The organism is Streptomyces sp. FIT100 (assembly GCF_024584805.1).
Classification (GTDB): Bacteria; Actinomycetota; Actinomycetes; order Streptomycetales; family Streptomycetaceae; genus Streptomyces.
Window position 1 is genome coordinate 1239612 of the sequence record NZ_CP075715.1, and the last position, 20155, is coordinate 1259766.

Annotated in this window: 19 protein-coding genes and 1 pseudogene; 3 read left to right on the top strand and 17 right to left on the bottom strand. The window is 71.7% G+C overall.

Annotation, left to right across the window (positions count from 1 at the left end):
• The first annotated feature begins 8 nt into the window (after nt 1-8).
• Nucleotides 9-914, top strand: coding sequence for a 5'-3' exonuclease (locus KK483_RS05355; RefSeq protein WP_262009353.1), 906 nt, complete (start codon nt 9-11; stop codon nt 912-914).
• A 47-nt stretch (nt 915-961) separates the two neighbouring features.
• Nucleotides 962-1801, top strand: coding sequence for a siderophore-interacting protein (locus tag KK483_RS05360; protein ID WP_262004055.1), 840 nt, complete (start codon nt 962-964; stop codon nt 1799-1801).
• Nucleotides 1802-2792: 991 nt separating this feature from the next.
• Here the strand turns inward: KK483_RS05360 and KK483_RS05365 are convergent.
• The 15 genes and pseudogenes from KK483_RS05365 to KK483_RS05435 form a co-directional block, all read right to left on the bottom strand.
• Nucleotides 2793-3587, bottom strand: a complete 795-nt coding sequence (locus KK483_RS05365) for an anti-sigma factor (protein WP_262004056.1) — start codon at nt 3585-3587, stop codon at nt 2793-2795.
• The gene (locus KK483_RS05370; RefSeq protein WP_262004057.1) at nt 3584-4168 is read right to left on the bottom strand and encodes a sigma-70 family RNA polymerase sigma factor; all 585 of its coding nucleotides are present in this window, start codon (nt 4166-4168) and stop codon (nt 3584-3586) included. Before KK483_RS05370 ends, KK483_RS05365 begins: the two co-directional genes overlap by 4 nt.
• Nucleotides 4169-4301: 133 nt before the next feature.
• Nucleotides 4302-4395 (bottom strand): annotated as a pseudogene (locus tag KK483_RS05375) (transketolase); the annotation flags it as partial.
• 146 nt (nt 4396-4541) lie between these two features.
• Nucleotides 4542-5177, bottom strand: a complete 636-nt coding sequence (locus tag KK483_RS05380; protein WP_262004058.1) for a TetR/AcrR family transcriptional regulator — start codon at nt 5175-5177, stop codon at nt 4542-4544.
• Nucleotides 5178-5435: 258 nt separating this feature from the next.
• Complete coding sequence (locus KK483_RS05385; protein WP_262004059.1) at nt 5436-8273, bottom strand: RNA helicase; 2838 nt, start codon at nt 8271-8273, stop codon at nt 5436-5438.
• 139 nt (nt 8274-8412) lie between these two features.
• Nucleotides 8413-9363, bottom strand: a complete 951-nt coding sequence (tatC, locus tag KK483_RS05390) for a twin-arginine translocase subunit TatC (protein ID WP_262004060.1) — start codon at nt 9361-9363, stop codon at nt 8413-8415.
• A gap of 39 nt (nt 9364-9402) precedes the next feature.
• Complete coding sequence (gene tatA / locus KK483_RS05395; protein WP_262004061.1) at nt 9403-9690, bottom strand: Sec-independent protein translocase subunit TatA; 288 nt, start codon at nt 9688-9690, stop codon at nt 9403-9405.
• Between the two features lie 209 nt (nt 9691-9899).
• Nucleotides 9900-10097 (bottom strand): hypothetical protein, encoded by a 198-nt coding sequence (locus tag KK483_RS05400; RefSeq protein WP_262004062.1) that lies wholly within the window; start codon nt 10095-10097, stop codon nt 9900-9902.
• A 10-nt stretch (nt 10098-10107) separates the two neighbouring features.
• Nucleotides 10108-10377 carry a hypothetical protein gene (locus KK483_RS05405; RefSeq protein ID WP_262004063.1) on the bottom strand — a complete coding sequence of 90 codons (270 nt, stop codon included), beginning with the start codon at nt 10375-10377 and terminating at the stop codon, nt 10108-10110.
• Nucleotides 10378-10412: 35 nt separating this feature from the next.
• Nucleotides 10413-11453: a YafY family protein gene (locus KK483_RS05410; RefSeq protein WP_262004064.1), complete on the bottom strand. Its 1041-nt coding sequence runs from the start codon at nt 11451-11453 to the stop codon at nt 10413-10415.
• A gap of 17 nt (nt 11454-11470) precedes the next feature.
• The gene (locus tag KK483_RS05415; RefSeq protein WP_262004065.1) at nt 11471-12430 is read right to left on the bottom strand and encodes a YafY family protein; all 960 of its coding nucleotides are present in this window, start codon (nt 12428-12430) and stop codon (nt 11471-11473) included.
• 134 nt (nt 12431-12564) lie between these two features.
• Nucleotides 12565-12939: an FKBP-type peptidyl-prolyl cis-trans isomerase gene (locus tag KK483_RS05420; RefSeq protein ID WP_262004066.1), complete on the bottom strand. Its 375-nt coding sequence runs from the start codon at nt 12937-12939 to the stop codon at nt 12565-12567.
• A 69-nt stretch (nt 12940-13008) separates the two neighbouring features.
• A complete protein-coding gene (locus tag KK483_RS05425; protein WP_262004067.1) occupies nt 13009-13977 on the bottom strand; it encodes an FKBP-type peptidyl-prolyl cis-trans isomerase in 969 nt (322 codons plus the stop codon).
• Between the two features lie 309 nt (nt 13978-14286).
• Nucleotides 14287-15648: a Pup--protein ligase gene (pafA, locus tag KK483_RS05430; RefSeq protein ID WP_262004068.1), complete on the bottom strand. Its 1362-nt coding sequence runs from the start codon at nt 15646-15648 to the stop codon at nt 14287-14289.
• Between the two features lie 9 nt (nt 15649-15657).
• Nucleotides 15658-16929: an MFS transporter gene (locus KK483_RS05435; protein WP_262004069.1), complete on the bottom strand. Its 1272-nt coding sequence runs from the start codon at nt 16927-16929 to the stop codon at nt 15658-15660.
• Nucleotides 16930-16977: 48 nt separating this feature from the next.
• Here KK483_RS05435 and KK483_RS05440 point away from each other — a divergent pair, with 48 nt between their 5' ends.
• Nucleotides 16978-18078 carry a LacI family DNA-binding transcriptional regulator gene (locus KK483_RS05440; protein ID WP_399013388.1) on the top strand — a complete coding sequence of 367 codons (1101 nt, stop codon included), beginning with the start codon at nt 16978-16980 and terminating at the stop codon, nt 18076-18078.
• A 328-nt stretch (nt 18079-18406) separates the two neighbouring features.
• Here the strand turns inward: KK483_RS05440 and prcA are convergent, their stop codons facing one another.
• Both prcA and prcB read right to left on the bottom strand, forming a co-directional pair.
• Nucleotides 18407-19168, bottom strand: coding sequence for a proteasome subunit alpha (gene prcA / locus KK483_RS05445; RefSeq protein ID WP_262004071.1), 762 nt, complete (start codon nt 19166-19168; stop codon nt 18407-18409).
• Between the two features lie 38 nt (nt 19169-19206).
• Nucleotides 19207-20052, bottom strand: a complete 846-nt coding sequence (prcB, locus tag KK483_RS05450; RefSeq protein ID WP_262004072.1) for a proteasome subunit beta — start codon at nt 20050-20052, stop codon at nt 19207-19209.
• Between the last annotated feature and the right edge of the window lie 103 nt (nt 20053-20155).

Sequence of the window (20155 nt, forward strand, 5' to 3'; positions counted from 1 at the left end):
GACGCCTGATGCTCCTCGACACCGCCTCCCTCTACTTCCGCGCCTACTTCGGGGTCCCCGACTCCGTGCGCGCGCCCGACGGCACGCCGGTCAACGCCGTGCGCGGACTGCTCGAATTCATCACCAGGCTGGTCCAGGACCACCACCCCGACGAGCTCGTGGCCTGCATGGACGCCGACTGGCGGCCGCACTGGCGAGTGGAGCTGATCCCCTCGTACAAGGCGCACCGGGTCGCGCTGGAGACCGAGACGGGCCCGGACGAGGAGGAGATCCCTGACACCCTGTCCCCGCAGGTCCCGGTCATCGAGCAGGTGCTCGACGCCATCGGCATCGCCCGGGTCGGCGTCGCGGGGTTCGAGGCGGACGACGTGATCGGCACGCTCACCGGCCGGGCGACGGGCCCGGTGGACATCGTGACGGGCGACCGCGACCTCTATCAGCTGGTGGACGACGCACGGGGCGTCCGAGTGCTCTACCCGCTGAAGGGCGTCGGGATGATGCAGGCCACCGACGAGGCGGTGCTCCGCGAGAAGTACGGGGTCGACGGGCCCGGCTACGCGGATCTGGCGCTGCTCCGCGGAGATCCGAGCGACGGCCTGCCGGGCGTGCCGGGGATCGGCGAGAAGACGGCGGCGAAGCTGCTGGACGCCTTCGGGGACCTGGCCGGCATCATGGCCGCCGTCGACGACCCGGCGTCGAAGCTCACCCCGTCGCAGCGGAAGCGGCTGGACGAGTCCCGCGACTACGTCGCGGTCGCCCCGAAGGTGGTGCAGGTCGCCGGGGACGTACCGCTGCCCGACTTCGAGCCCGCACTGCCGAAGGAGCCGCGGGATCCGCAGCGGCTGGAGGAGCTCGTGGCGCGATGGGGGCTGGGACGCGTCGTGAACCGCTTGCTGGTGGAGCTCCGGGCATGATGTTAACTTAGGCAAGCCTAAGCACCACACCATCCCGGGAGACCGCCGTGGCAGAGACCCCCGCCCGCAAGGCACCGCAGGCCCATGAGGCACAGGTGCTGCGCACGGAGCGGATCACCCCGCACATGGTGCGCGTCGTGCTCGGCGGCGAGGGACTGTCCTCGTTCGCCACGGACGGCTCGACGGACGCGTACGTCAAAGTGCTCTTCCCGGTGCCGGGCGTGAGCTACCCGGAGCCGTTCGACATGGCACGGATCCGCGAGGAGCTGCCGCGCGACCAGTGGCCGAGCAACCGCACCTACACGGTGCGGGCGTGGGACCCGGTCCACCGCGAGCTGACGATCGACTTCGTCGTCCACGGCGACGAGGGCCTGGCGGGCCCCTGGGCGGCCCACGTCCGCCCCGGCGAGACGGTCCGGCTGCTCGGCCCCGGCGGGGGCTATGCCCCCGACGCCTCCGCCGACTGGTATCTGCTCGCGGGCGACGAGAGCGCGCTGCCCGCGATCGCCGCGGCCCTCGAGCAGATGCCGACGAGTGCGGTGGTCCACGCGTTCGTCGAGATCTCCGGCCCGGAGGAGGAGCAGAAGATCGCGACGCCCGACGGCGTCACGGTCACCTGGCTCCACCGCGGCGCCCGCCCGGTGGGCGAGGCCCTCACCGCCGCCGTCCGCGACCTGGACTTCCCCGACGGCGACGTCCACGCCTTCGTCCACGGCGAAGCGGGCGCGGTCAAGGAACTCCGCCGCCACCTGAGGCTGGACCGCGGCATTCCGGCTGCCCGCCTGTCGATCTCCGGATACTGGCGGCTGGGCAAGTCGGACGAGGCGTGGCGCGAGATCAAGCGCGAATGGAACGCGCAGGTGGAACGGGAGACGGAGTCGTCGTAACGACGCCTCCGCCGGGGCGCTCACGCGCCCCTCACCCCGCACCGGGCGCCCGACCGCCCGGCGGTGCGCCGCTACCCGCGGCCGGGCGGGCCGTCGGCGGGTTCGGTGTTGCCCGGTGTCGGGTGGGCACCCGGGGTCCTTGTCCTCAAACGCCGGACGGGCTGGGGGTGCGCGGCGTTGCCCGGTGTCGGGTCGGCACCCGGGGGTTTTGTCCTCAAACGCCGGACGGACTTGGGGTGCGCGGTATTGCCCGGCGTCGGGTCAGCACCCGCGGCTCTTGTCCTCAAACGCCGGACGGACTTGGGGTGCGCGGCGTCGCCCAGCGTCGGGTCAGCACCCGCGGCTCTTGTCCTCAAACGCCGGACGGGCTGGGGGTGTGTCCGGTGGGTGGTGCGGTTCGGGGCCCCTCCGGGCTCGACTCCTCGGAGGCGGCGGCGTACAGGTTCCACCAGGTTGCGCACCCGGTGCCTGCCGCCGCCTCCTGCGGGGCCGACCCTGCACGGCCCCGCCCCGGGGTCGTCCGCCGGGCGCGGGTGGGTGGGTGGTTGTCGCGTCCGCGGGTTGTTCGCTGTCTGCGGTCCGGTGGGTGGTTTGTGCCCACCCGTCCCGCCCCAGCGGGACGACTGCCCACAAACCGTGAGGTGGCCACCTGGTTCGTGGGCAGGCATTCCGCAGGGCGGAACGGGTGGGCACAACCCGACCACCGGGGTCCGCCACGGCCGGTGACCTGGCCCGGGGGGTGCGGAGGGGTCGGGTTCGGGACACTCAAGCGTGATTTGTGGCGCGCGCCGAAATGCGGGACGACTACACGGTTCCGGGTGGGCGCGCGACGTACGGGGGTCCGGGGGTTTCCCCCGGAAAAGCACAGCATGCCGTCCCGGACACGAGCCCCGCAGCGCCACCCGGACGGCAACCACCCGCCACCGGACAACCCCAACACCCCAGCCCGTCCGGCGCCTGAGGACAAAAACACCGGCCCACCACACCGCCTCTACGGCGCAGGCAAGTTCAGTAGGGCAAGCGGCTCGGACGTCGGTGTCCGTGAGCCTCCTGTGGGCTCCACCGTGATGCCCATGGCCGTGGCACGGCCCACCGGGCCGTCCATGAGGAGTGCCTCCGGGGAGCCTGCCGAGTCCAGCAGGCCGGCGGGGCGCATCGTGCTGCCGTCCGCGAACCACAGCTGGTAGACCTTGCCGGCCACCGGACGCGGGAGTCCGGACGCGAGGAAGACCGCGCGGTCCCGCTCGCGCGAGACGGCCACCGTGCCAGTCGCCCCGCCGTCGCCGAGTGCCGCGGCGCTGGTCCGTACGTCGGGCGCGGTCAGCACCTGGGCCAGGGCAGCGGCCTGTTCCTGGGCGCGACGGGCCTCGGTCCGGGCCTCGTCGGCGGAGCGCTGCTGCCAGACCGCGACGCCGCCGAACGCGGCCGCGGCCGCCACGCACGCGGCGAGCACGAAGCGGAAGACCCGGCGCTGCCCGCCCGGTCCGCCCGGCCTGGCCGGGCGGACCCGCGGTGGTTCCGCACGCGGTCCGCCGACCGTCGGCGGTTCCTGACGTACGGTCGCGATCCGTGCCAGCAGCGCCGCCTTCATCGCGGGCGGCGGCGTCTCCGCGGCGGCGAGCCCGAGTCGTACCGCCGTCGCGCCGAACTCCCGCACCTCCTGGGCGCAGGCCGTGCAAGCGTCCAAATGCCGCTCGAACCGCGCACGTTCTCGCTCCCCGAGCGCGTGCAGGGCGTACGCGCCGGTCAGCGAGTGCAGTTCGGCGTCGCGGCCGGCGGCGCTCATGCGTTCACCCCCAGGCAGTCGCGCAGCCGGATCAGCCCGTCGCGCATGCGGGTCTTCACCGTGCCGAGCGGCACGGCCAGCAGCTCGGCCACCTCGCGGTAAGCGAGCCCGCGGTAGTAGGCGAGGGTCACGGACTGCCGTTGCAGCTCGGTGAGGGTGCGCAGGCAGCGCCGTACCTGTTCGCGCTCCAGCCGTGCCTCGACCTGCTCGACGACGTCGTCGAACGCCGGCGTGCCGCCCAGCCGGGCGGCCTTCTGCTCCCGTTCGGCCGCCGCCTGCGCGGACCGGACCCGGTCCACCGCTCGCCGGTGGGCGAGGGTGAGCGTCCAGGTCAGCGCCGAGCCCCGGGACGGCTGATAGCGCGCGGCGGTGCGCCAGAGTTCGACCAGCACCTCCTGCGTCACCTCCTCCGACTGCGCCGGGTCGCGCAGCACGCTCCTGACGACTCCGAGCACGGACCCGCAGACCGCGTCGTACACCCGCGAGAACGCCTCCTGGTCGCCGCGCGCGACCCGTACGAGCAGCTCGTCGAGGTGCGGACCCGCCGGTGGCGCCCCGGTGATCCGTACGGCTTCCTTCACGCGTGCTCCCCTCACCCGTTCGCCGACCCTGTGTCCACTCCGTATACGGAGCCGGGGCCTGACTTGACTGCCGCTACGGTGAACTTTTTACCTGCACGGGCGCCGCCCGGGGAGGGCTCCGCCGCAGACGGCGAACCCCACACCCGCGGTCCGGTGAGCCCCTGGGCCCGCAGTCCGAGAGCGGTGCCGACGGCGAGCGGCAGACCGTGGCCGAGCGACCCGCTCCAGACCGGCCGGACCGGCGTAGGCGATCGCCTCGTCGTTGCTGCCCTCGTCCAGCTCCGCATCGCCGACCAGCGCGGACAGGCGGGGCGAGAGGGGCGGACGCTCGGCACTCGGCGGTCGGCGTTCAGCGGTCGGCCGGCAACGGAGCTCACGCCGCCGCCACGACCCCCGCGATCCTCAACGCCGCGTCGGCCGTCGCCGACGAGAACGAGCTCAAGGCCCGCTCCGGATCCGAGCGGTGGACCAGGATGACGCCCTCGATGAGTCCGAAGACGAGGTCGGTGCGGAGCGCCAGCTCTCCCTTGTCCAGCGCGCTCCCGGCCTCGGTGGCGGCGAGCAGCTGACCGTACGCGTCCTTCAGGTCCGCGCGGACCTCATGAAACCCGGAGAAACGTGCCGCCTGAACTTCGGGCAGCAGATACAGCGCCCCCAGATTGTGCACGCCCCCGCACAGCAGCTCGACGTCTGAGCGGCACAGCTCCCAGAGCCGCTCCTCCGCCCCGCGCCCGCTCTCGGCGAGCAGCCGCCGCGCCAGCTCCAGCGACGGCGTCACGGTCGATTCGAGCAGATCGGCGAGAAGGTCCTCCTTGCCGCCGAAGTAGTGGTACATCGTGGCTTGCCGCATGCCCGCACGCTCCGCCACGGCCCGGGTCGTCGTCGCCGCGTACCCCCGCGTCGTGAACAGCTCCGCCGCGGCGTCGAGCAACTCGTCGCGGGCGGAGAGTCCGCTGTCCGGCCGCTGTTCGGCGCGCGGCCGCCCGGCTCTTCGTCCCGTGGTGCGCATGTGGCCGATGATCGCACATGCCACTGACACGGACCGTGGTCAGCAAACGACGCCCAGCGGCCGACCTGCCCCGCGCACCCCCGACGACGCGGCAGACCGACGTCTACCGGACCGGCCCCCGCCGGGCACGGCGCCGCACCCGGCCCTGCGCTGCCCCGGCTCCGCGCTGCCCCAGGCAGCCACGCACCCGGCACGCCGCACGGGAGCCCGCCAGACGCACGGGCCCCGTGCCGCCCCCAGGCCGGGGGCACGTCGGCCTCAGCCCACCGAGCTGTACGCCACGACCCCCCGCAGCAGCCCGTCGACCGCCTTGCGGGCGTTCCGCGTCACCGTCGTGGCCTCGCCGCCATCGGTCGGCGCGGCCGCGATCTGGCCGAGCACGTCGATGACCTGCTTGCACCAGCGCACGAAGTCGCCCGCGGGCATCTCCGCCTCGCGCAGCACCTCGTCCAGGCCCTTCCCGGAGGCCCACTGGTACGCGGCCCAGGCGAAGCCGAGGTCGGGCTCGCGCTGGCCGACGCCCTCCGCCTGGTTGATCTTGAACTCTTCCTCGAGCGCGTCCAGCCGGCCCCAGATCCGCACCATCTCGCCGAGCGCGGCCTTGGCCTTGCCCGACGGCAGCTTGGGGGCGACGGCGTCGTCGGACTGCCGGGCCTCGTAGACCAGCGCCGAGACGCACGCGGCGAGTTCGGCGGGGTTCAGTCCCTCCCACACCCGCTCGCGCAGGCATTCGCTGGCCAGCAGGTCCAGTTCGCCGTAGAGCCGGGCGAGCCGCTTGCCGTGCTGGGTGACCTCGTTGCCGCGGAGGTAGTCCATCTCGGTCAGCAGGCCGACGATGCGGTCGAAGGTGCGCGCGATCGTGTTCGTGCGCCCCTCTATGCGGCGCTCGAGCTGGCGGGTGTCCCGCTGGAGGCGGTGGTACCGCTCGGCCCAGCGCGCGTGGTCCTCGCGCTCGTCGCAGCCGTGGCAGGGATGGGCGCGGAGCTCCCTGCGGAGGCGGGCGATCTCGCGGTCGTCGGCGGCCTCGGCGCGCGGCCTGCGATGGCGCTCGGGCGCGATGTGCCCGGCCTTGGTCCGCAGCGCGGACGCGAGATCGCGCCGGGACTGCGGCGAGCGCGGGTTGAAGGACTTGGGGATCCTCATCCGCTCCAACGGCTCGACGGGGACCGGGAAGTCCATCGCCGCAAGCCGCTTGACCTGCCGCTCCGCGGTGAGGACGAGCGGGCGCGGGCCGTCGTGGTACTCGTACCCGCCGCGGTGGCCGTTGGCCCGGGCGGCCGGGAGCCCCGGGTCCAGCACCAGCGCCAGACCGGCGAACTTGCCCGTCGGCACGTGGATGACATCGCCCGGCTTGAGCTTCTCCAGCGACCCGGAGGCGGCCGCCCGGCGCTGCGCCGCGCCCTGCTTGGCCAGTTCGGTCTCGCGGTCCTTGAGGTCGCGGCGCAGCAGCGCGTACTCCTCGAAGTCGCCGAGGTGGCAGGTCATGCCCTCTCGGTAGCCCTCGAGGCCCTCCTCGTTCCGCTGCACCTGGCGCGATATGCCGACGACCGACTTGTCCGCCTGGAACTGTGCGAAGGACGTCTCCAGCAGCTCGCGCGAGCGGTGCCGGCCGAACTGCTGCACAAGGTTGACCGCCATGTTGTACGACGGCTTGAAGCTGGAGCGCAGCGGATACGTGCGGGTGCCGGCGAGGCCCGCGAGCGCGCCCGGGTCCATCCCGCGCTGCCACAGCACGACGGCATGGCCCTCGACGTCGATGCCGCGCCGCCCGGCCCGCCCGGTCAGCTGGGTGTACTCGCCGGGGGTGATGTCCGCGTGCTGCTCACCGTTCCACTTGACGAGCTTCTCCAGCACGACCGACCTGGCCGGCATGTTGATGCCGAGGGCAAGGGTCTCGGTGGCGAAGACGGCCTTGACGAGGCCCCGGACGAAGAGCTCCTCGACAACTTCCTTGAAGGTGGGGAGCATTCCGGCGTGGTGTGCGGCTATGCCCCGCTCCAGACCCTCCAACCACTCGTAGTAGCCGAGCACATGGAGATCCTCGCCGGGGATGGAGGCCGTGCGCTCCTCGACGATCTCGCGCACCCTCTGGCGCGCCTCCTCGTCGTTGAGCCGCAGCCCCGCGTACAGGCACTGCTGGACGGCGGCCTCGCAGGCGGCGCGGCTGAAGATGAAGGTGATGGCGGGCAGCAGGCCCTCGGCGTCGAGCCGCTCGATGACTTCCGGCCTCGACGGGGTCCAGATGCGGCCGCGCTGCCTGCGCTCGCGCTCGCGGTCGGCCTCGCGGACCATCTTGCCGCGGCGGCGTTCGCGCGGGTTGTACGTCCGCGAGTTCTCCGTCCGGGCGAGGCGGACCAGATCGGGGTTGACCTCGCGCCGGGCGGCGCCGCGGCCGCCGTGGTCGGTCTCCTCCTCGAAGAGGTCGTACATCCGCCGCCCGGCGAGCACGTGCTGCCACAGCGGCACGGGACGGGACTCGGAGACGATCACTTCGGTGTCGCCACGGACGGTGTCCAGCCAGTCACCGAACTCCTCCGCGTTCGACACCGTGGCCGACAGGGAGACCAGCGTGACGGATTCGGGGAGGTGGATGATCACTTCCTCCCAGACTGCGCCGCGGAAGCGGTCCGAGAGGTAGTGCACCTCGTCCATGACGACATGGCCGAGTCCGCGGAGCGACTGGGAGCCCGCGTACAGCATGTTGCGCAGGACCTCGGTGGTCATGACGACCACGGGCGCCTCGGAGTTGACGCTGTTGTCGCCGGTGAGCAGGCCGACCTTCTCCGGCCCGTACCGCCGCACCAGGTCCGAGTACTTCTGGTTGGACAGTGCCTTGATGGGGGTCGTGTAGAAGCACTTGCGCCCCTGCGCCAGTGCCAGGTGGACGGCGAACTCGCCCACGATGGTCTTGCCCGAGCCGGTGGGCGCGGCGACGAGCACGCCCTTGCCGGCCTCCAGGGCCTGGCATGCCTCGATCTGGAACGGGTCCAGGTCGAACTCGTACAAGTCGCGGAAGGGAGCGAGCGCGGTGGCCTGCTCGGCGGCGCGGGTCCGGGCAGCCGCGTACCGCTCAGCTGGGGAGAGGTCCTCTGTCATCTTGCTGTCGAGGTTACCCGGCACCTCTGACAGTGGGCGCGATCTTTAACCGACGATGACAGAACGCGCGGTGGCCGGCGGGAAACGCACGGTGGCCGCGCGCAGGATGCTGCGCGCGGCCACCGTTGTTCGCGGCGTCTCAGGTGACGTCGTCGTACCCGTTGATGCGGTCGCGGTCCGGGTCGCTCGCCTGCTCGGGCAGGGCCCGAGGCGCCGGCACGGACTCGACCGCGTCGATCGCGGACGGTGTGAGGTCCAGGTCGGACGCCTCGTCGTCGTCGAGTCCGGCGTCCGGGTTCCTGCGCCGGCGGCGTGCGTCGTTCACGAAGGAGAAGCCGACGGCGATGAAGTAGAGGACTGCGAGCGGTCCGGCCAGCAACAGCATGGAGATCGGCTCACCGCCCGGGGTCGCGATCGCCGCGAAAGCGGTGAGCCCGATGATCATTCCGCGCCACCAGCTCAGCATGCGCCTGCCCGTGAGCACCCCGGTCAGGTTGAGCAGGATGAGCAGGAGCGGCAGTTCGAAGGCGGCACCGAAGACGATCACCATGCGGGTGATCAGGTCCAGATAGTCATCGAGCGGCAGCAGGTTCTTCGCGCCTTCCGGCGTGAAGCCGAGCATGATCTCCGCGGTCTGCGGCAGGATCGAGTACGCGAGGTAGGCGCCGCCCAGGAAGAGCGGAACACCCGCTGCCACGAAGCTCAGCGCATAGCGCTTCTCGTGACCGTGAAGTCCGGGGGCGACGAACGCCCAGAGCTGGTACAGCCAGATCGGGGTGGCTGCCAGCACGCCCGCCATCAGCGCGACCTTGAGCGCGATGGTGAACGGGGACAGCAGTCCCTGTGTGGTCATCTCCGCGCAGGGCCTGCCGTTGCGCATCGTGTCCGCGCCGTCCACGCAGCCGACCGAATCGAGGATCGGCCGCATGAGGAACTCGAAGATCTCCTTCTGGAAGAAGGCCGCGACGATCGTCACCACGATGATCGCCAGGACCGACTTCATCAGCCGGTTGCGCAGCTCACGCAGGTGCTCCCCGAGGGGCATACGCCCCTCGGTGTCCTTCTCCTGCTTGCGGGCAGACTTGAGCAACCCTCTTCCTCGTCTCGTGCGAAAACCGTCGGGGAAAGGTCAGCTCTGCGTCGTGCGGTTCGGCTCGGAGACCGGACGGCTGCTCTGCACATCCCCGGGAGCGGCCTGGATCGTGCGAGGCGCCTCCTGGTGCTGGGCGGGCTGCTCGGTGGTGGCCGTGGGGGCCGCCGCCTCGTCGTCCTTCTTCATCGCCTTGGCCTCGCTCTTGAGGATGCGAGCGGACTTGCCGAGCGAACGAGCCATGTCGGGGAGCTTCTTGGCACCGAACAGCAACAGGATGACCACGACGATCAGAAGGATCTCAAGGGGCTTCAGATTGCCGATCATGTGCGACTTCCTTCTCACTGAGGCGGCTGAAGGGCGGGCTGCCCGGTTGGTCGGACAGTCGTCCGATCACCACGATGAAAGCGATCGTAACCCGCCGGAGTAAACGCAGGGCAATGCCTGTGCATACTCACACTTGCGACCCGCACGTAAGTCCGGCCCGCCGTCGGAAGCCTACCCCCCGGGCCTGTTCGGGAGGAGAGCGCGTGGGCCTAGCGCAAGGCTTCGCCGGTCCGCGCCAGCCGCTCCGCCGCGTGTTCAAGGTCCTCGGCCGCGCGGTTGATCAGGTCTGTGGTCCTGGCCACCTCGCGGCCGAGGCGCTGGGCCTCGAGGAAGACGCGGATGCCGAGGACGCCGAGGACGGCGATGCCGAGGAATCCCAGAGCGATGGCGAGCATGGGCCAGAACATGGGGAAGAGCCTAGACGGTGGAGTGCAGGCGCAGGGTCCGCACACCGCCGCCGGTGAGGAGCTCGACGATGCGCTCCCCCGCCGGTTTGCGGACCGCCGACCCGCACTCGGGGCAGGTGAAGGAGTAGAACGTCGTCCGCCGGCTCGCGCCGATAGCGAGCCGCAGCGCGCCCGCCGCGAGTTCGAAGCGGGCCCGGCAGGCCGAGCAGGCGGCCTTGAAGAGGACATGGACACTGGGCACCGGGACACTGGGCGCCGGGACACTGGGCAGCGTGGACATGTCCCTTGTACCTCCTTGGTCGTGGTGGCCGGCCGTCAGGCCCGGCCCTCGTACGCTGCGCCGTCGTGCGAGCCACCGTCGCCGTGCGAGCCGTCGCCGTGCGAGCCGCCGTCGCCGTGCGAGCCGCCGCGGTCGTACGCGACGAGCGCCTCCCGCGCCGCCCGCCGCGCGCTGTCCGCCAGGTCCGGCGGGGACACGATCCGGCCGTCCCGGCCCAGCCGCAGCGCGAGGCGCCGCAGCGACGTGGGGTCGGGCGTGCGCAGGGTGATGCGCAGGCCGCCCTCGGGCAGCTCCTCCGCGCTGTCGTGCGGGTAGTACTCAGCAACCCAGCGGCCGCCGGGCCCGACCTCGACCACGACCTCGGGGTCATCGGCCGAGGGCTGCACCAGACCCTCCGACAGGTCGCGCAGTTCGATCTCCGGCGGCGCGGAGGGCTCGTCGAGGAGCCGGATCTCGGCGACCCGGTCGAGGCGGAAGGTGCGGCGTGCCTCGGTGAGGTAGCACCAGGCTTCCATGTACGTGTGGCCGACGGCGAAGAGCCGGATGGGGTCGACCTCGCGCTCGGTGAGTTCGTCGCGCGCCGGTGAGTAGTAGCGCAGCCACAGTCGGCGACGCTCGGAGATGGCGCGGTCGACGTCGGCGAAGACGCCGCCTTCGGACTCGAAGGTGACCGAGAGCCGGGCGCTGGCTCCGGCCGCCTCGCCCGCTGCCGCCTCCAGTTTGGCGGTGGCCCGCAGCAGCGCCTCTCGGTCGCCCTCGCGCAGCCCGGGGAGGGTGGCCACGGCGCGGGCGGCGACGAGCAGCGCGGTCGCCTCGTCGGCGGCGAGCCGCAGCGGCGCGGCCACGTCGTCCGGGTTGTGCCACCAGATCCGTTCGCCGTCGGTGTCGATGTCGAGCAGATCGCCGCCGCGGAAGCTGGTGCCGCACATGGGCAGCACGTCGAGGTCGGAGATCAGCTCGTCCTCGGTGATCCCGAAGGCCCGGGCGACATCGCCGACGCGCGCACCGGGGCGCTCGCGCAGATACGTCACCAGCGAGAGCATCCGCCGGGTCTGGTCGATGGCGTTCGCAGCCATGGTCGTACGAGTCCCCCTCAGCCCTTGGCCACGGCGCGCAGCCGGTCCACTACGTCGGCCCGCAGGTCCGCGGGCTCCAGCACGACCACGTCCGGGCCGAACTCGACGAGCCAGGCGTCCAGCCCGTGCCCGTACGGGATCTCCAACTCGTCCCAGCCGTCGCCGAGTTCCCGTACGGACGCGGCGCGGGCGCGCAGCGGATAGCCGGCCCCGGCGCGGAGCCTGATCAGCGCCGTGCGGGTCGCGGTCTCCCCGGCCCAGGACTCGACGGTCTCGCGCACGGTGACCACGTCGGGCACGTCCGCGGTGAAGGAGCCGGCCCGGGAGCGGACGCGGCCGGTGATCCGGGAGAGCCGGAAGACCCGCTCGGCGCCGCGGTCCCGGTCCCAGCCCGCGAGATACCAGTGGCCGCGCCAGCATTCGAGCGTCCAGGGCTCGACGTGGCGGGTCTCGGGGCGGACGGCGTTGGACTTGCGGTAGTCGAAGGTGACGGCCCGGCGGTCGCGGCAGGCGAGCATCAGCGGTTCGAATGCGGTCTCGTGGACCGGGATCCGCGGTTCGAGGGCGCTGTGCCGCTCCGCGTCGTACGCATCCTCGGCCTCGGGCATTCCGGCGGCGCGCAGCTTCTGCAGGGCGCCGCTCGCCGCTCCGGCGAGGCGGGCCTGCTGCCAGACCTTGGCGGCGAGGCCGAGGGCGGCGGCCTCCTCGGCGTCGAGGGTGATCGGCGGCAGCCGGTTGGAGTCGCGGCGCGCGAGGTAGCCGGTCTCGCCGTCGAGGTTCTCCACGGTCGCGATGACCAGGCCGAGTTCGCGCAGATCCTCCTTGTCGCGCTCGAACATGCGGTTGAAGGAGTCGTCGGAGCCGGCTTCGAGGTACGCCTCGATGGAGCCGCGCAACTCACGCTTGCTCAGCGGCCGGCGCGTTCCGAGCAGACACAGCGCCAGGTTCATCAGCCGCTCTGCCTTGGCAATGGCCATCGACGCCCTTCCCGCCCTTCCTCGCACATCCTCTGATCGTCGAACCTACCGCCACGGAGCGTCGTGGCAAAAGCGTGGGGCCCCTGCCTGGACAGACAGGGGCCCCACTGTGACCGGTTGGGAACCGGTTGCGATCAGATCGCGACCAGGTCGCAGACGAAGATCAGCGTCTCGCCCGGGGCGATACGGCCGCCACCGGCGCCGCGGTCGCCGTAAGCAAGGTGCGCCGGGATGGTCAGCTGACGGCGGCCGCCGACCTTCATGCCCTGCACGCCCTTGTCCCAGCCCTGGATGACCTGGCCGACGCCGAGCTGGAACTGGAGCGGGGTGCCGCGGTTCCAGGACGCGTCGAACTCCTCGCCGGTGGAGAAGGCCACACCGACGTAGTGGACGGAGACGGTGTCGCCGGCCTTGGCCTCGGGCCCGTCGCCCTCCCAGATGTCCTTGATCTCCAGGTCGGCCGGAGGCTCGCCGCCCGGGAAGTCGATCTCGGGCTTCTCGATGCTCACTGCTCTGCTCCTCAAACTGATGAACTGCGCAACCCGCACAGTCTCACAGATCCCGGCTCGGACCGCGCCTCAGACCGCGCCGACGATGTCGACGGCGAAGACGAGCGTGTTCTTGGCGAGCTGGTTGGACGGGTCGGCGCCGTAGCCGAGCGCGGGCGGGATGACCAGGAGCACCCGGTCACCGACGTTCTTGCCGACGAGGCCCTTGTCCCAGCCCTCGACGACCGACTTGGTGCCGATCTGGAAGCCGGTCGCGCCGCCGTGGTCCCAGGAGGAGTCGAACTTCTGGCCGTCCTCCCACTTGACGCCGGTGTACTGCGCGATCAGGCCCTGACCGGCCTCGACCTTCGGACCGGTGCCCTTGATCAGCACCTGCTCCTTCAGCTCGGTCGGGGCCTTCTCCCCCTTGGGGATCGTGATGGTCGCCGGCTTCTGGGAGGGGGCCACCACCGTGGGCATGCCCGCCTCGGGGGCCGCCTGCTCGCCCTTGGCCTCGGCCTTGGCGTCGACCTTCGCCGCTCCGGCCACGTCGACGACCCACAGCAGGGTGTCCTTGGCCGTGATGCCCGACTGGGGGTTGAGGCTCTCGCCGAGCAGATCGCCGGCGGTGCCCTGGATGAGCACCCGGCTGCCGGCCTTCTGCCCCTCGACGGAGTCCAGGACCTTCGGGGGCAGCATCTGGCTCGGCTGGCCGACGCGGTCCACGAGCTGGCGGTGCGGCTGGCCGGCGCCACCGGCGGACCAGGTCCCGCCGAGGTCGGCCGGGTCGTCCCACTTGCGCACGGTGTAGTCCAGCCGGACGAAGTCGCCCTTCGCGGCCTCGGTCCCGCTGCCCTCGGTCACGGTCTTGACCACGGTCTTGTCGGCGGGCTTGGCGTCCTTGGGGACGGTGATCTCGGGCTTTTCCCCGACCTTCCCCTTGACCTCGGCCACACCCGCCGCCGAGTCGTTCGATGAGTCGGACCCGCATGCGCCGGTGAACAGCAGGGCGGGCACGGCCAGCAGGGAGGCGATACGTCGCTTCGTGTTGTAGTTCATCAGTCCAACTGGGAGTCGAGGCCATGGGCAGTGGCCGCCACTCTACGGTGTGCCGCTGTGCGGCCCTTCGATCCGCCGCCGCCGGAGGGGCCCGTTCCCCGCCCGGAGGGACACGGCCGAGCGGCGGGGGTGCTGTCCATGTTCTGTCGGAGGTCTGCCGGAGTTCTGTCGGAGCTCTGCCGGAGCTCTGCCGGACAGGCGAATTGACGGTGGGTCCGGGAGACACGAGAAGCCGCCCGGTGCCCCGGGACGGATGACGTCCCCGTGGACACCGGGCGGCTTCGTCGGCGGTCGGCTGACGGCTGTCGGCTACATTCCGGCGATCAGCTTCTCCACCCGGTCGTCGACCGACCGGAAGGGGTCCTTGCACAGGACCGTCCGCTGCGCCTGGTCGTTGAGCTTGAGGTGCACCCAGTCGACGGTGAAGTCGCGCCGCTGCTCCTGGGCGCGGCGGATGAAGTCGCCGCGCAGCCGCGCCCTGGTGGTCTGCGGGGGCACGGACTTGCCCTCGAAGATCTTCAGGTCGTTGCAGATCCTGGCCGCCTGGCCCTTCTTCTCCAGGAGGTAGTAGAGCCCGCGGCGGCGGTGGATGTCGTGGTAGGCGAGGTCTATCTGGGCGACCCGGGGGTGCGACATCGTCATGTTGTGCTTGGCCCGGTACCGCTCGATGAGCTTGTACTTCATGACCCAGTCGATCTCGGTGCCGATCCGGTCGAGGTCCTCCTCCTCGATGGCGTCGAGCGTGCGGCCCCACAGTTCGAGGACCTGGGCGACGGTGCCGGTGCGGATGCCGCGGCGGTCGACGAAGTCCACGGCCTTTTCGTAGTACTCGCGCTGGACCTCCAGCGCGGACGCCTCACGGCCGCTGGCCAGGCGGACCTTGCGCCGGCCGGTGATGTCGTGGCTGACCTCGCGGATGGCCCGGATCGGGTTCTCCAGCGTCAGGTCGCGCATGACCGTGCCCGCCTCGATCATGCGCAGCACGAGGTCGGTGGCGCCGACCTTGAGCAGCATGGTCGTCTCGGACATGTTCGAGTCGCCCACGATGACGTGGAGCCGGCGGTAGCGCTCGGCGTCCGCGTGCGGCTCGTCGCGGGTGTTGATGATGGGACGGGAACGGGTCGTGGCGGAGCTGACGCCCTCCCAGATGTGCTCGGCGCGCTGGCTGACGCAGTAGACCGCGCCTCGCGGGGTCTGGAGCACTTTTCCGGCACCGCAGAGCAACTGCCGGGTGACGAGGAACGGAATCAGGATGTCCGCGAGCCGGGAGAACTCTCCATGGCGTGCCACGAGGTAGTTCTCATGGCATCCGTAGGAGTTTCCCGCCGAATCGGTGTTGTTTTTGAAGAGATAGACGTCGCCCGCGATTCCCTCCTCGTGCAGGCGGCGTTCGGCGTCGACGAGCAGGCCTTCGAGGATGCGTTCGCCCGCCTTGTCGTGGGTGACCAGCTCGGTCACGTTGTCACATTCCGGAGTTGCGTACTCCGGGTGTGAACCCACGTCGAGGTAGAGGCGGGCGCCGTTGCGCAGGAAGACGTTGCTGCTGCGGCCCCATGACACAACACGGCGGAAGAGGTAGCGCGCCACTTCGTCAGGTGACAGTCGGCGCTGTCCCCTGAACGTGCACGTGACGCCGTACTCGTTCTCCAGCCCGAAAATGCGGCGGTCCATGACTGAACATTACGCCTGATGGCCTGAGCTGAAACCGGGTTCGACAGCACCGCTTCGATCATTTTCATCCGCTGACGCGATGTGTTCACTGTGGCCGGGAACTGCGAGGACCCGTCCGGTGGCCAGCAGAACGAGCAGGGCGGCGATGCCGCCCGTACCCGCGACGGCGAAACCGGTGGCGGTCCCGCCGAGTTCCACCGCCGGGCCCGCGGCCGCGGTTCCGGCCGCGGCGCCGACGCCGAAGGTCGTGACGATCCAGGAGAACGCCTCGGTGACGGTGCCTCGGGGGGCGTGGCGGTCGACGACGATGAAGGCGCAGGCGAGGGCGGGCGCGAGGAACACGCCGGAGACGGCGGCGAGGGCAGTCATCGCGGGGACGCCGGGGGTGAGCGCGAGCGGCAGATAGCCGAGCGCCAGCAGGCCGACGATGACGCGCAGCCGCCGTTCGGGTGCACCGGCCCACTGCCGGGCGCCGTAGACGGCGCCGCCGACCAGGGCACCGAGGCCGAGGGCGGCCATCAGCCAGCCGTAGACGGCATCGCTGCCGTGGTCGTCGGCATAGGCGACACCGGCGACGGTGATGGAGCCGAGGGCGAGCCCGACGAAGAAGAACGAGCCGAGCAGGGCCAGGAGGCCGGGCGAGCGCAGCGCGCCGAGCCAGTGGGCCTCGCGGGGCGCGGAACGCCAGCTGCGGGACGGCTCGGAGACCACCACGGAGAGCGCGCCGGCAACGCCCACGGCGTTGATGACCAGCAGCGCCGCGGCGGGCGACCAGAGCGTGACGAGCAGCGTCACCAGCAACGGACCGATGGTGAACATGACTTCCTGGGCGACCGCGTCCATGGCGTAGGCCGTGTGCACCCGGTCCTCGCGATGGCCGAGAACGCCGGGCCACAGGGCGCGCAGACCGCCTTCGAGGGGCGGTGTGAAGAGTCCGGCGACGGCCACGGCCGCGTAGGCCGCCGGCAGCGCGGCGATGCCGGCGGCGGCGAGCAGCGCCATGGCCAGCGCGGAGACGGCGGCGGCGGGGAGCTGGACGCGGGGCTGGCCGTAGAGGTCGACGAGGCGGCCGAGGAGCGGCTGGCCGATGGCGGTGGCGAGCCCGTACACGGCCGCGAGGGCGCCCGCGAGCGTGTAGCTGCCGCCCTCGGCGCGGGTGAACAGGACGATCGCGATGTGCGCGGTGGCGTTCGGCAGGCGTCCGACCAGCGTGCCCGCGAGCAGGCGCGCGGCGTGCGGCGCCTTGAGGATCTCTGCGTACCGGGACGCTCCCGCAGCCATCTCCCACCCTTCACGTTTTACGTATAACGTCTATGAGTCATACGTACCATGTGCCCAGGCCGCGAGTCCAGCCCCGCGGCCCGGACGGTGGAGGCGAGTGTGCGGATCCGGGAAACCGCCGGCGGTGCGCGGCCGACCAGCAAGGATGTGGCGCGCGCGGCGGGTGTCTCCCAGGCCACGGTGTCCCTGGTGCTGGGCGACAAATGGCGCGGCCGGGTCTCCGAGCGCACCGCGGGGCTGGTCCGGCAGGCGGCCAGCGACCTCGGCTACCGGCCGAACCTCGCGGCCCGCAACCTCCGGCTCGGCCGCACGCGGACGGCGCTCCTCGTGGTGCCGGCCCTGACCAACGAGTTCTTCGCACGCGTGTACGCGGGCGCGGCCGCCGTCGCCTCCGAGCACGGCTTCGGGGTGGTGCTCTACCCCTCCCCCGAGGGCGTCGGCCCGGCGAAGGACCCCTTCGCGTCGGCACGCGCGGCGCTGGACGGAGTGATCGCCTCGTCGATGGCGGCGGGGGCGCTGGACGCGATCCGCGGCGCTGACCTGCCGCTGGTGATGCTCGACAGCGAGCCGTCGGATCCGGCGGCCGCGGCCCAGGTGAACCTGGACATCGCAGACGGTATGCGGCAGGTGACGGACCATCTGCTCCGCCTCGGGCACCGGCGCTTTCTCCATCTGGCATCGGCCGTGCCGTCCTGGACGTTCGAGGTACGGGCCCGGGCCCTGCGGGACGCGCTCCGAGCGGCACCGGGGGTCTCCTACCGGACCGCTCCGGCGCCGCTGAGCGTGAGCGGCGCGCGGGAGGCCGCCGAGCGTGCCCTCGCCGGCCCCGGGCCCCGTCCCACCGCGCTGGTCTGCGACGACGACATCCAGGCCGCCGGCGCCTGCAAGGCGGTGCGGCGGCTGGGGCTGCGGGTACCCGAGGACATCTCGGTGACGGGCTTCGACGACCTGGCGCTCGCGACGGCCCTGGAGCCGGAGCTCACGACGGTACGGCTGCCGGCGGAGCGGGTGGGCGAGGAGGGCATGTCGGCGCTGCTCGCCGTGGTGCGGGGCGAGTCCCCGGCCCCGGACGCGCTCCCGGTCGCCCTGATCCCCCGGGCCTCCACCGCCCCGCCGCCCCCGGACCCGCACGAGTCCGCTGGCCCCTGAGCCTGCGGTCGGGCGGCCCTGGGCCGTGTGTCTGTCACCCCCCTCCGCCTGGCGCACGACGCACGCCGCGTGCTCGTCGGCAGTCCTTCGGGCACGGGAGGTGCCCCTCCGCCGCGTTGCCGGAGTCGTCCGCGTCGATCCGGCGCGAGGACGATCCACCGCCGTGGGATGACACGCACCGGACGCCGCGCTTTCCCGCCCCGCGGGCGGACGGCGCCATGTGCCGGACACGGCCCCGGGGCCCGGCCGGCCGGAACGCCCCCGCCCCGACCGCACGGGCGGTCGGGGCGGGGGCGAAGCAGGGCCCGGGCGGGATCCGGGCAGGCGGTCACGACTCCTCGGTGTCGTCCTCCGCGTCCGAGGGGATCTCCGTCGGCGTCGACGCCGCGTCGTCCGCCTCCAGCAGCCGCACCAGCTGCCGCCCGACGATCCGCTTGAACTTGCGCTGCTGCGGTCGCGTCCGGTCCAGGATCGCCACCTCCAGCCGCTCCGCGGGGATCTCCCGCTCCGTTCCGTTCGTGTCGCGGGACAGCGCCTGCACCGCGAGCTTCAGCGCCTCGGCGAGCGACATCCCGTCCCGGTGCCGCTGGTCGAGGAAGCTGCTGATCTGCTCCGCGTTCCCCCCGACGGCGACCGAGCCGTGCTCGTCCACGATCGAGCCGTCGTGCGGCAGCCGGTAGATCTGGTCGCCCTCGGGGGACGTGCCGACCTCGGCGACGACCAGCTCCACCTCGTACGGCTTCTCGCCCGCGCTGGAGAAGATCGTGCCCAGGGTCTGCGCGTAGACGTTGGCGAGACCACGGGCCGTCACATCGTCGCGGTCGTACGTGTATCCCCGCAGGTCGGCGTAGCGCACGCCGCCGATCCGCAGGTTCTCGTACTCGTTGTACTTGCCGGCCGCGGCGAAGCCGATCCGGTCGTAGATCTCGCTGAACTTGTGCAGCGCGCGGGACGGGTTCTCACCGACGAAGACGATGCCGTCGGCGTACTGCAGCACAACCAGGCTGCGGCCGCGGGCGATGCCCTTGCGGGCGTACTCCGCCCGGTCGGCCATGGCCTGCTGGGGTGAGACATAGAACGGCGTCGACACCGGCTATCCGTCCCTTTCTGTCAGTGGCGTGGAGCGCATCAGAGCAGCGAGGCCCGCGGGCCGTCGGGCTGTTCGAGGCGGCGCTCCAGGATCGAGCGGGCGATCTCGGAGGACTCGGCCTCGGTCAGCCTGCGGAAGCCCTCGTCGGTGATGACGGTCACGATCGGGTAGATCCGGCGGGCCACGTCCGGGCCGCCCGTCGCGGAGTCGTCGTCGGCCGCGTCGTACAGCGCCTGCACGACGAGGGTGGTGGCCTGCTCTTCCGTCAGGTCCTCGCGGTAGAGCTTCTTCATCGAGCCGCGGGCGAAGATCGAGCCGGAGCCGGTGGCCGCGAAGCCGTGCTCCTCGGAGCGGCCTCCCGTGACGTCGTACGAGAAGATCCGGCCCTTCTCGCGGTCGACGTCCCAGCCGGCGAAGAGCGGGACGACGGCGAGGCCCTGCATGGCCATGCCGAGGTTGCTCCGGATCATCGTGGAGAGACGGTTCGCCTTGCCCTCCAGGGAGAGCTGGGCGCCTTCGACCTTCTCGAAGTGCTCCAGCTCCAGCTGGAAGAGCTTCACCATCTCGACCGCGAGCCCGGCGGTGCCGGCGATGCCCACCGCCGAGTACTCGTCGGCGGGGAACACCTTCTCGATGTCGCGCTGGGCGATGACGTTGCCCATGGTCGCCCGCCGGTCGCCGGCGAGCACCACTCCGCCGGGGAAGGACGCGGCGACGATCGTCGTGCCGTGGGGTGCTTCGATGTGGCCCTGCACGGGGGGCAGGACACGCTTCCCCGGAAGCAGCTCCGGGGAGTGCTCGCCCAGGAAGTCCATGAACGAGGACGAGCCGGGCGTCAGGAAGGCTGCCGGCAGACGCCCGGTGCTACGAGGGTTGGCTTCCACGCGTTTCCTTCCGAATTGGCGGCGGCCCGCCACCGGGGCCGGGCCGATCTTGCACCTATGGCACGGACCTTACCCGTGCCGTCGCCCGTCATCCGCCCCGGTG

What these genes read in the sequence shown, in the direction of transcription:
- KK483_RS05355 (WP_262009353.1), top strand. Translation starts at nt 9, where the DNA reads ATGCTCCTCGACACCGCCTCCCTCTACTTCCGCGCCTACTTCGGGGTC.
- KK483_RS05365 (WP_262004056.1), bottom strand. Translation starts at nt 3,587, where the DNA reads ATGAGCGCCGCCGGCCGCGACGCCGAACTGCACTCGCTGACCGGCGCG.
- KK483_RS05380 (WP_262004058.1), bottom strand. Translation starts at nt 5,177, where the DNA reads ATGCGCACCACGGGACGAAGAGCCGGGCGGCCGCGCGCCGAACAGCGG.
- KK483_RS05385 (WP_262004059.1), bottom strand. Translation starts at nt 8,273, where the DNA reads ATGACAGAGGACCTCTCCCCAGCTGAGCGGTACGCGGCTGCCCGGACC.
- tatA (WP_262004061.1), bottom strand. Translation starts at nt 9,690, where the DNA reads ATGATCGGCAATCTGAAGCCCCTTGAGATCCTTCTGATCGTCGTGGTC.
- KK483_RS05400 (WP_262004062.1), bottom strand. Translation starts at nt 10,097, where the DNA reads ATGTTCTGGCCCATGCTCGCCATCGCTCTGGGATTCCTCGGCATCGCC.
- KK483_RS05405 (WP_262004063.1), bottom strand. Translation starts at nt 10,377, where the DNA reads ATGTCCACGCTGCCCAGTGTCCCGGCGCCCAGTGTCCCGGTGCCCAGT.
- KK483_RS05410 (WP_262004064.1), bottom strand. Translation starts at nt 11,453, where the DNA reads ATGGCTGCGAACGCCATCGACCAGACCCGGCGGATGCTCTCGCTGGTG.
- KK483_RS05415 (WP_262004065.1), bottom strand. Translation starts at nt 12,430, where the DNA reads ATGGCCATTGCCAAGGCAGAGCGGCTGATGAACCTGGCGCTGTGTCTG.
- KK483_RS05425 (WP_262004067.1), bottom strand. Translation starts at nt 13,977, where the DNA reads ATGAACTACAACACGAAGCGACGTATCGCCTCCCTGCTGGCCGTGCCC.
- pafA (WP_262004068.1), bottom strand. Translation starts at nt 15,648, where the DNA reads ATGGACCGCCGCATTTTCGGGCTGGAGAACGAGTACGGCGTCACGTGC.
- KK483_RS05435 (WP_262004069.1), bottom strand. Translation starts at nt 16,929, where the DNA reads ATGGCTGCGGGAGCGTCCCGGTACGCAGAGATCCTCAAGGCGCCGCAC.
- KK483_RS05440 (WP_399013388.1), top strand. Translation starts at nt 16,978, where the DNA reads ATGTGCCCAGGCCGCGAGTCCAGCCCCGCGGCCCGGACGGTGGAGGCG.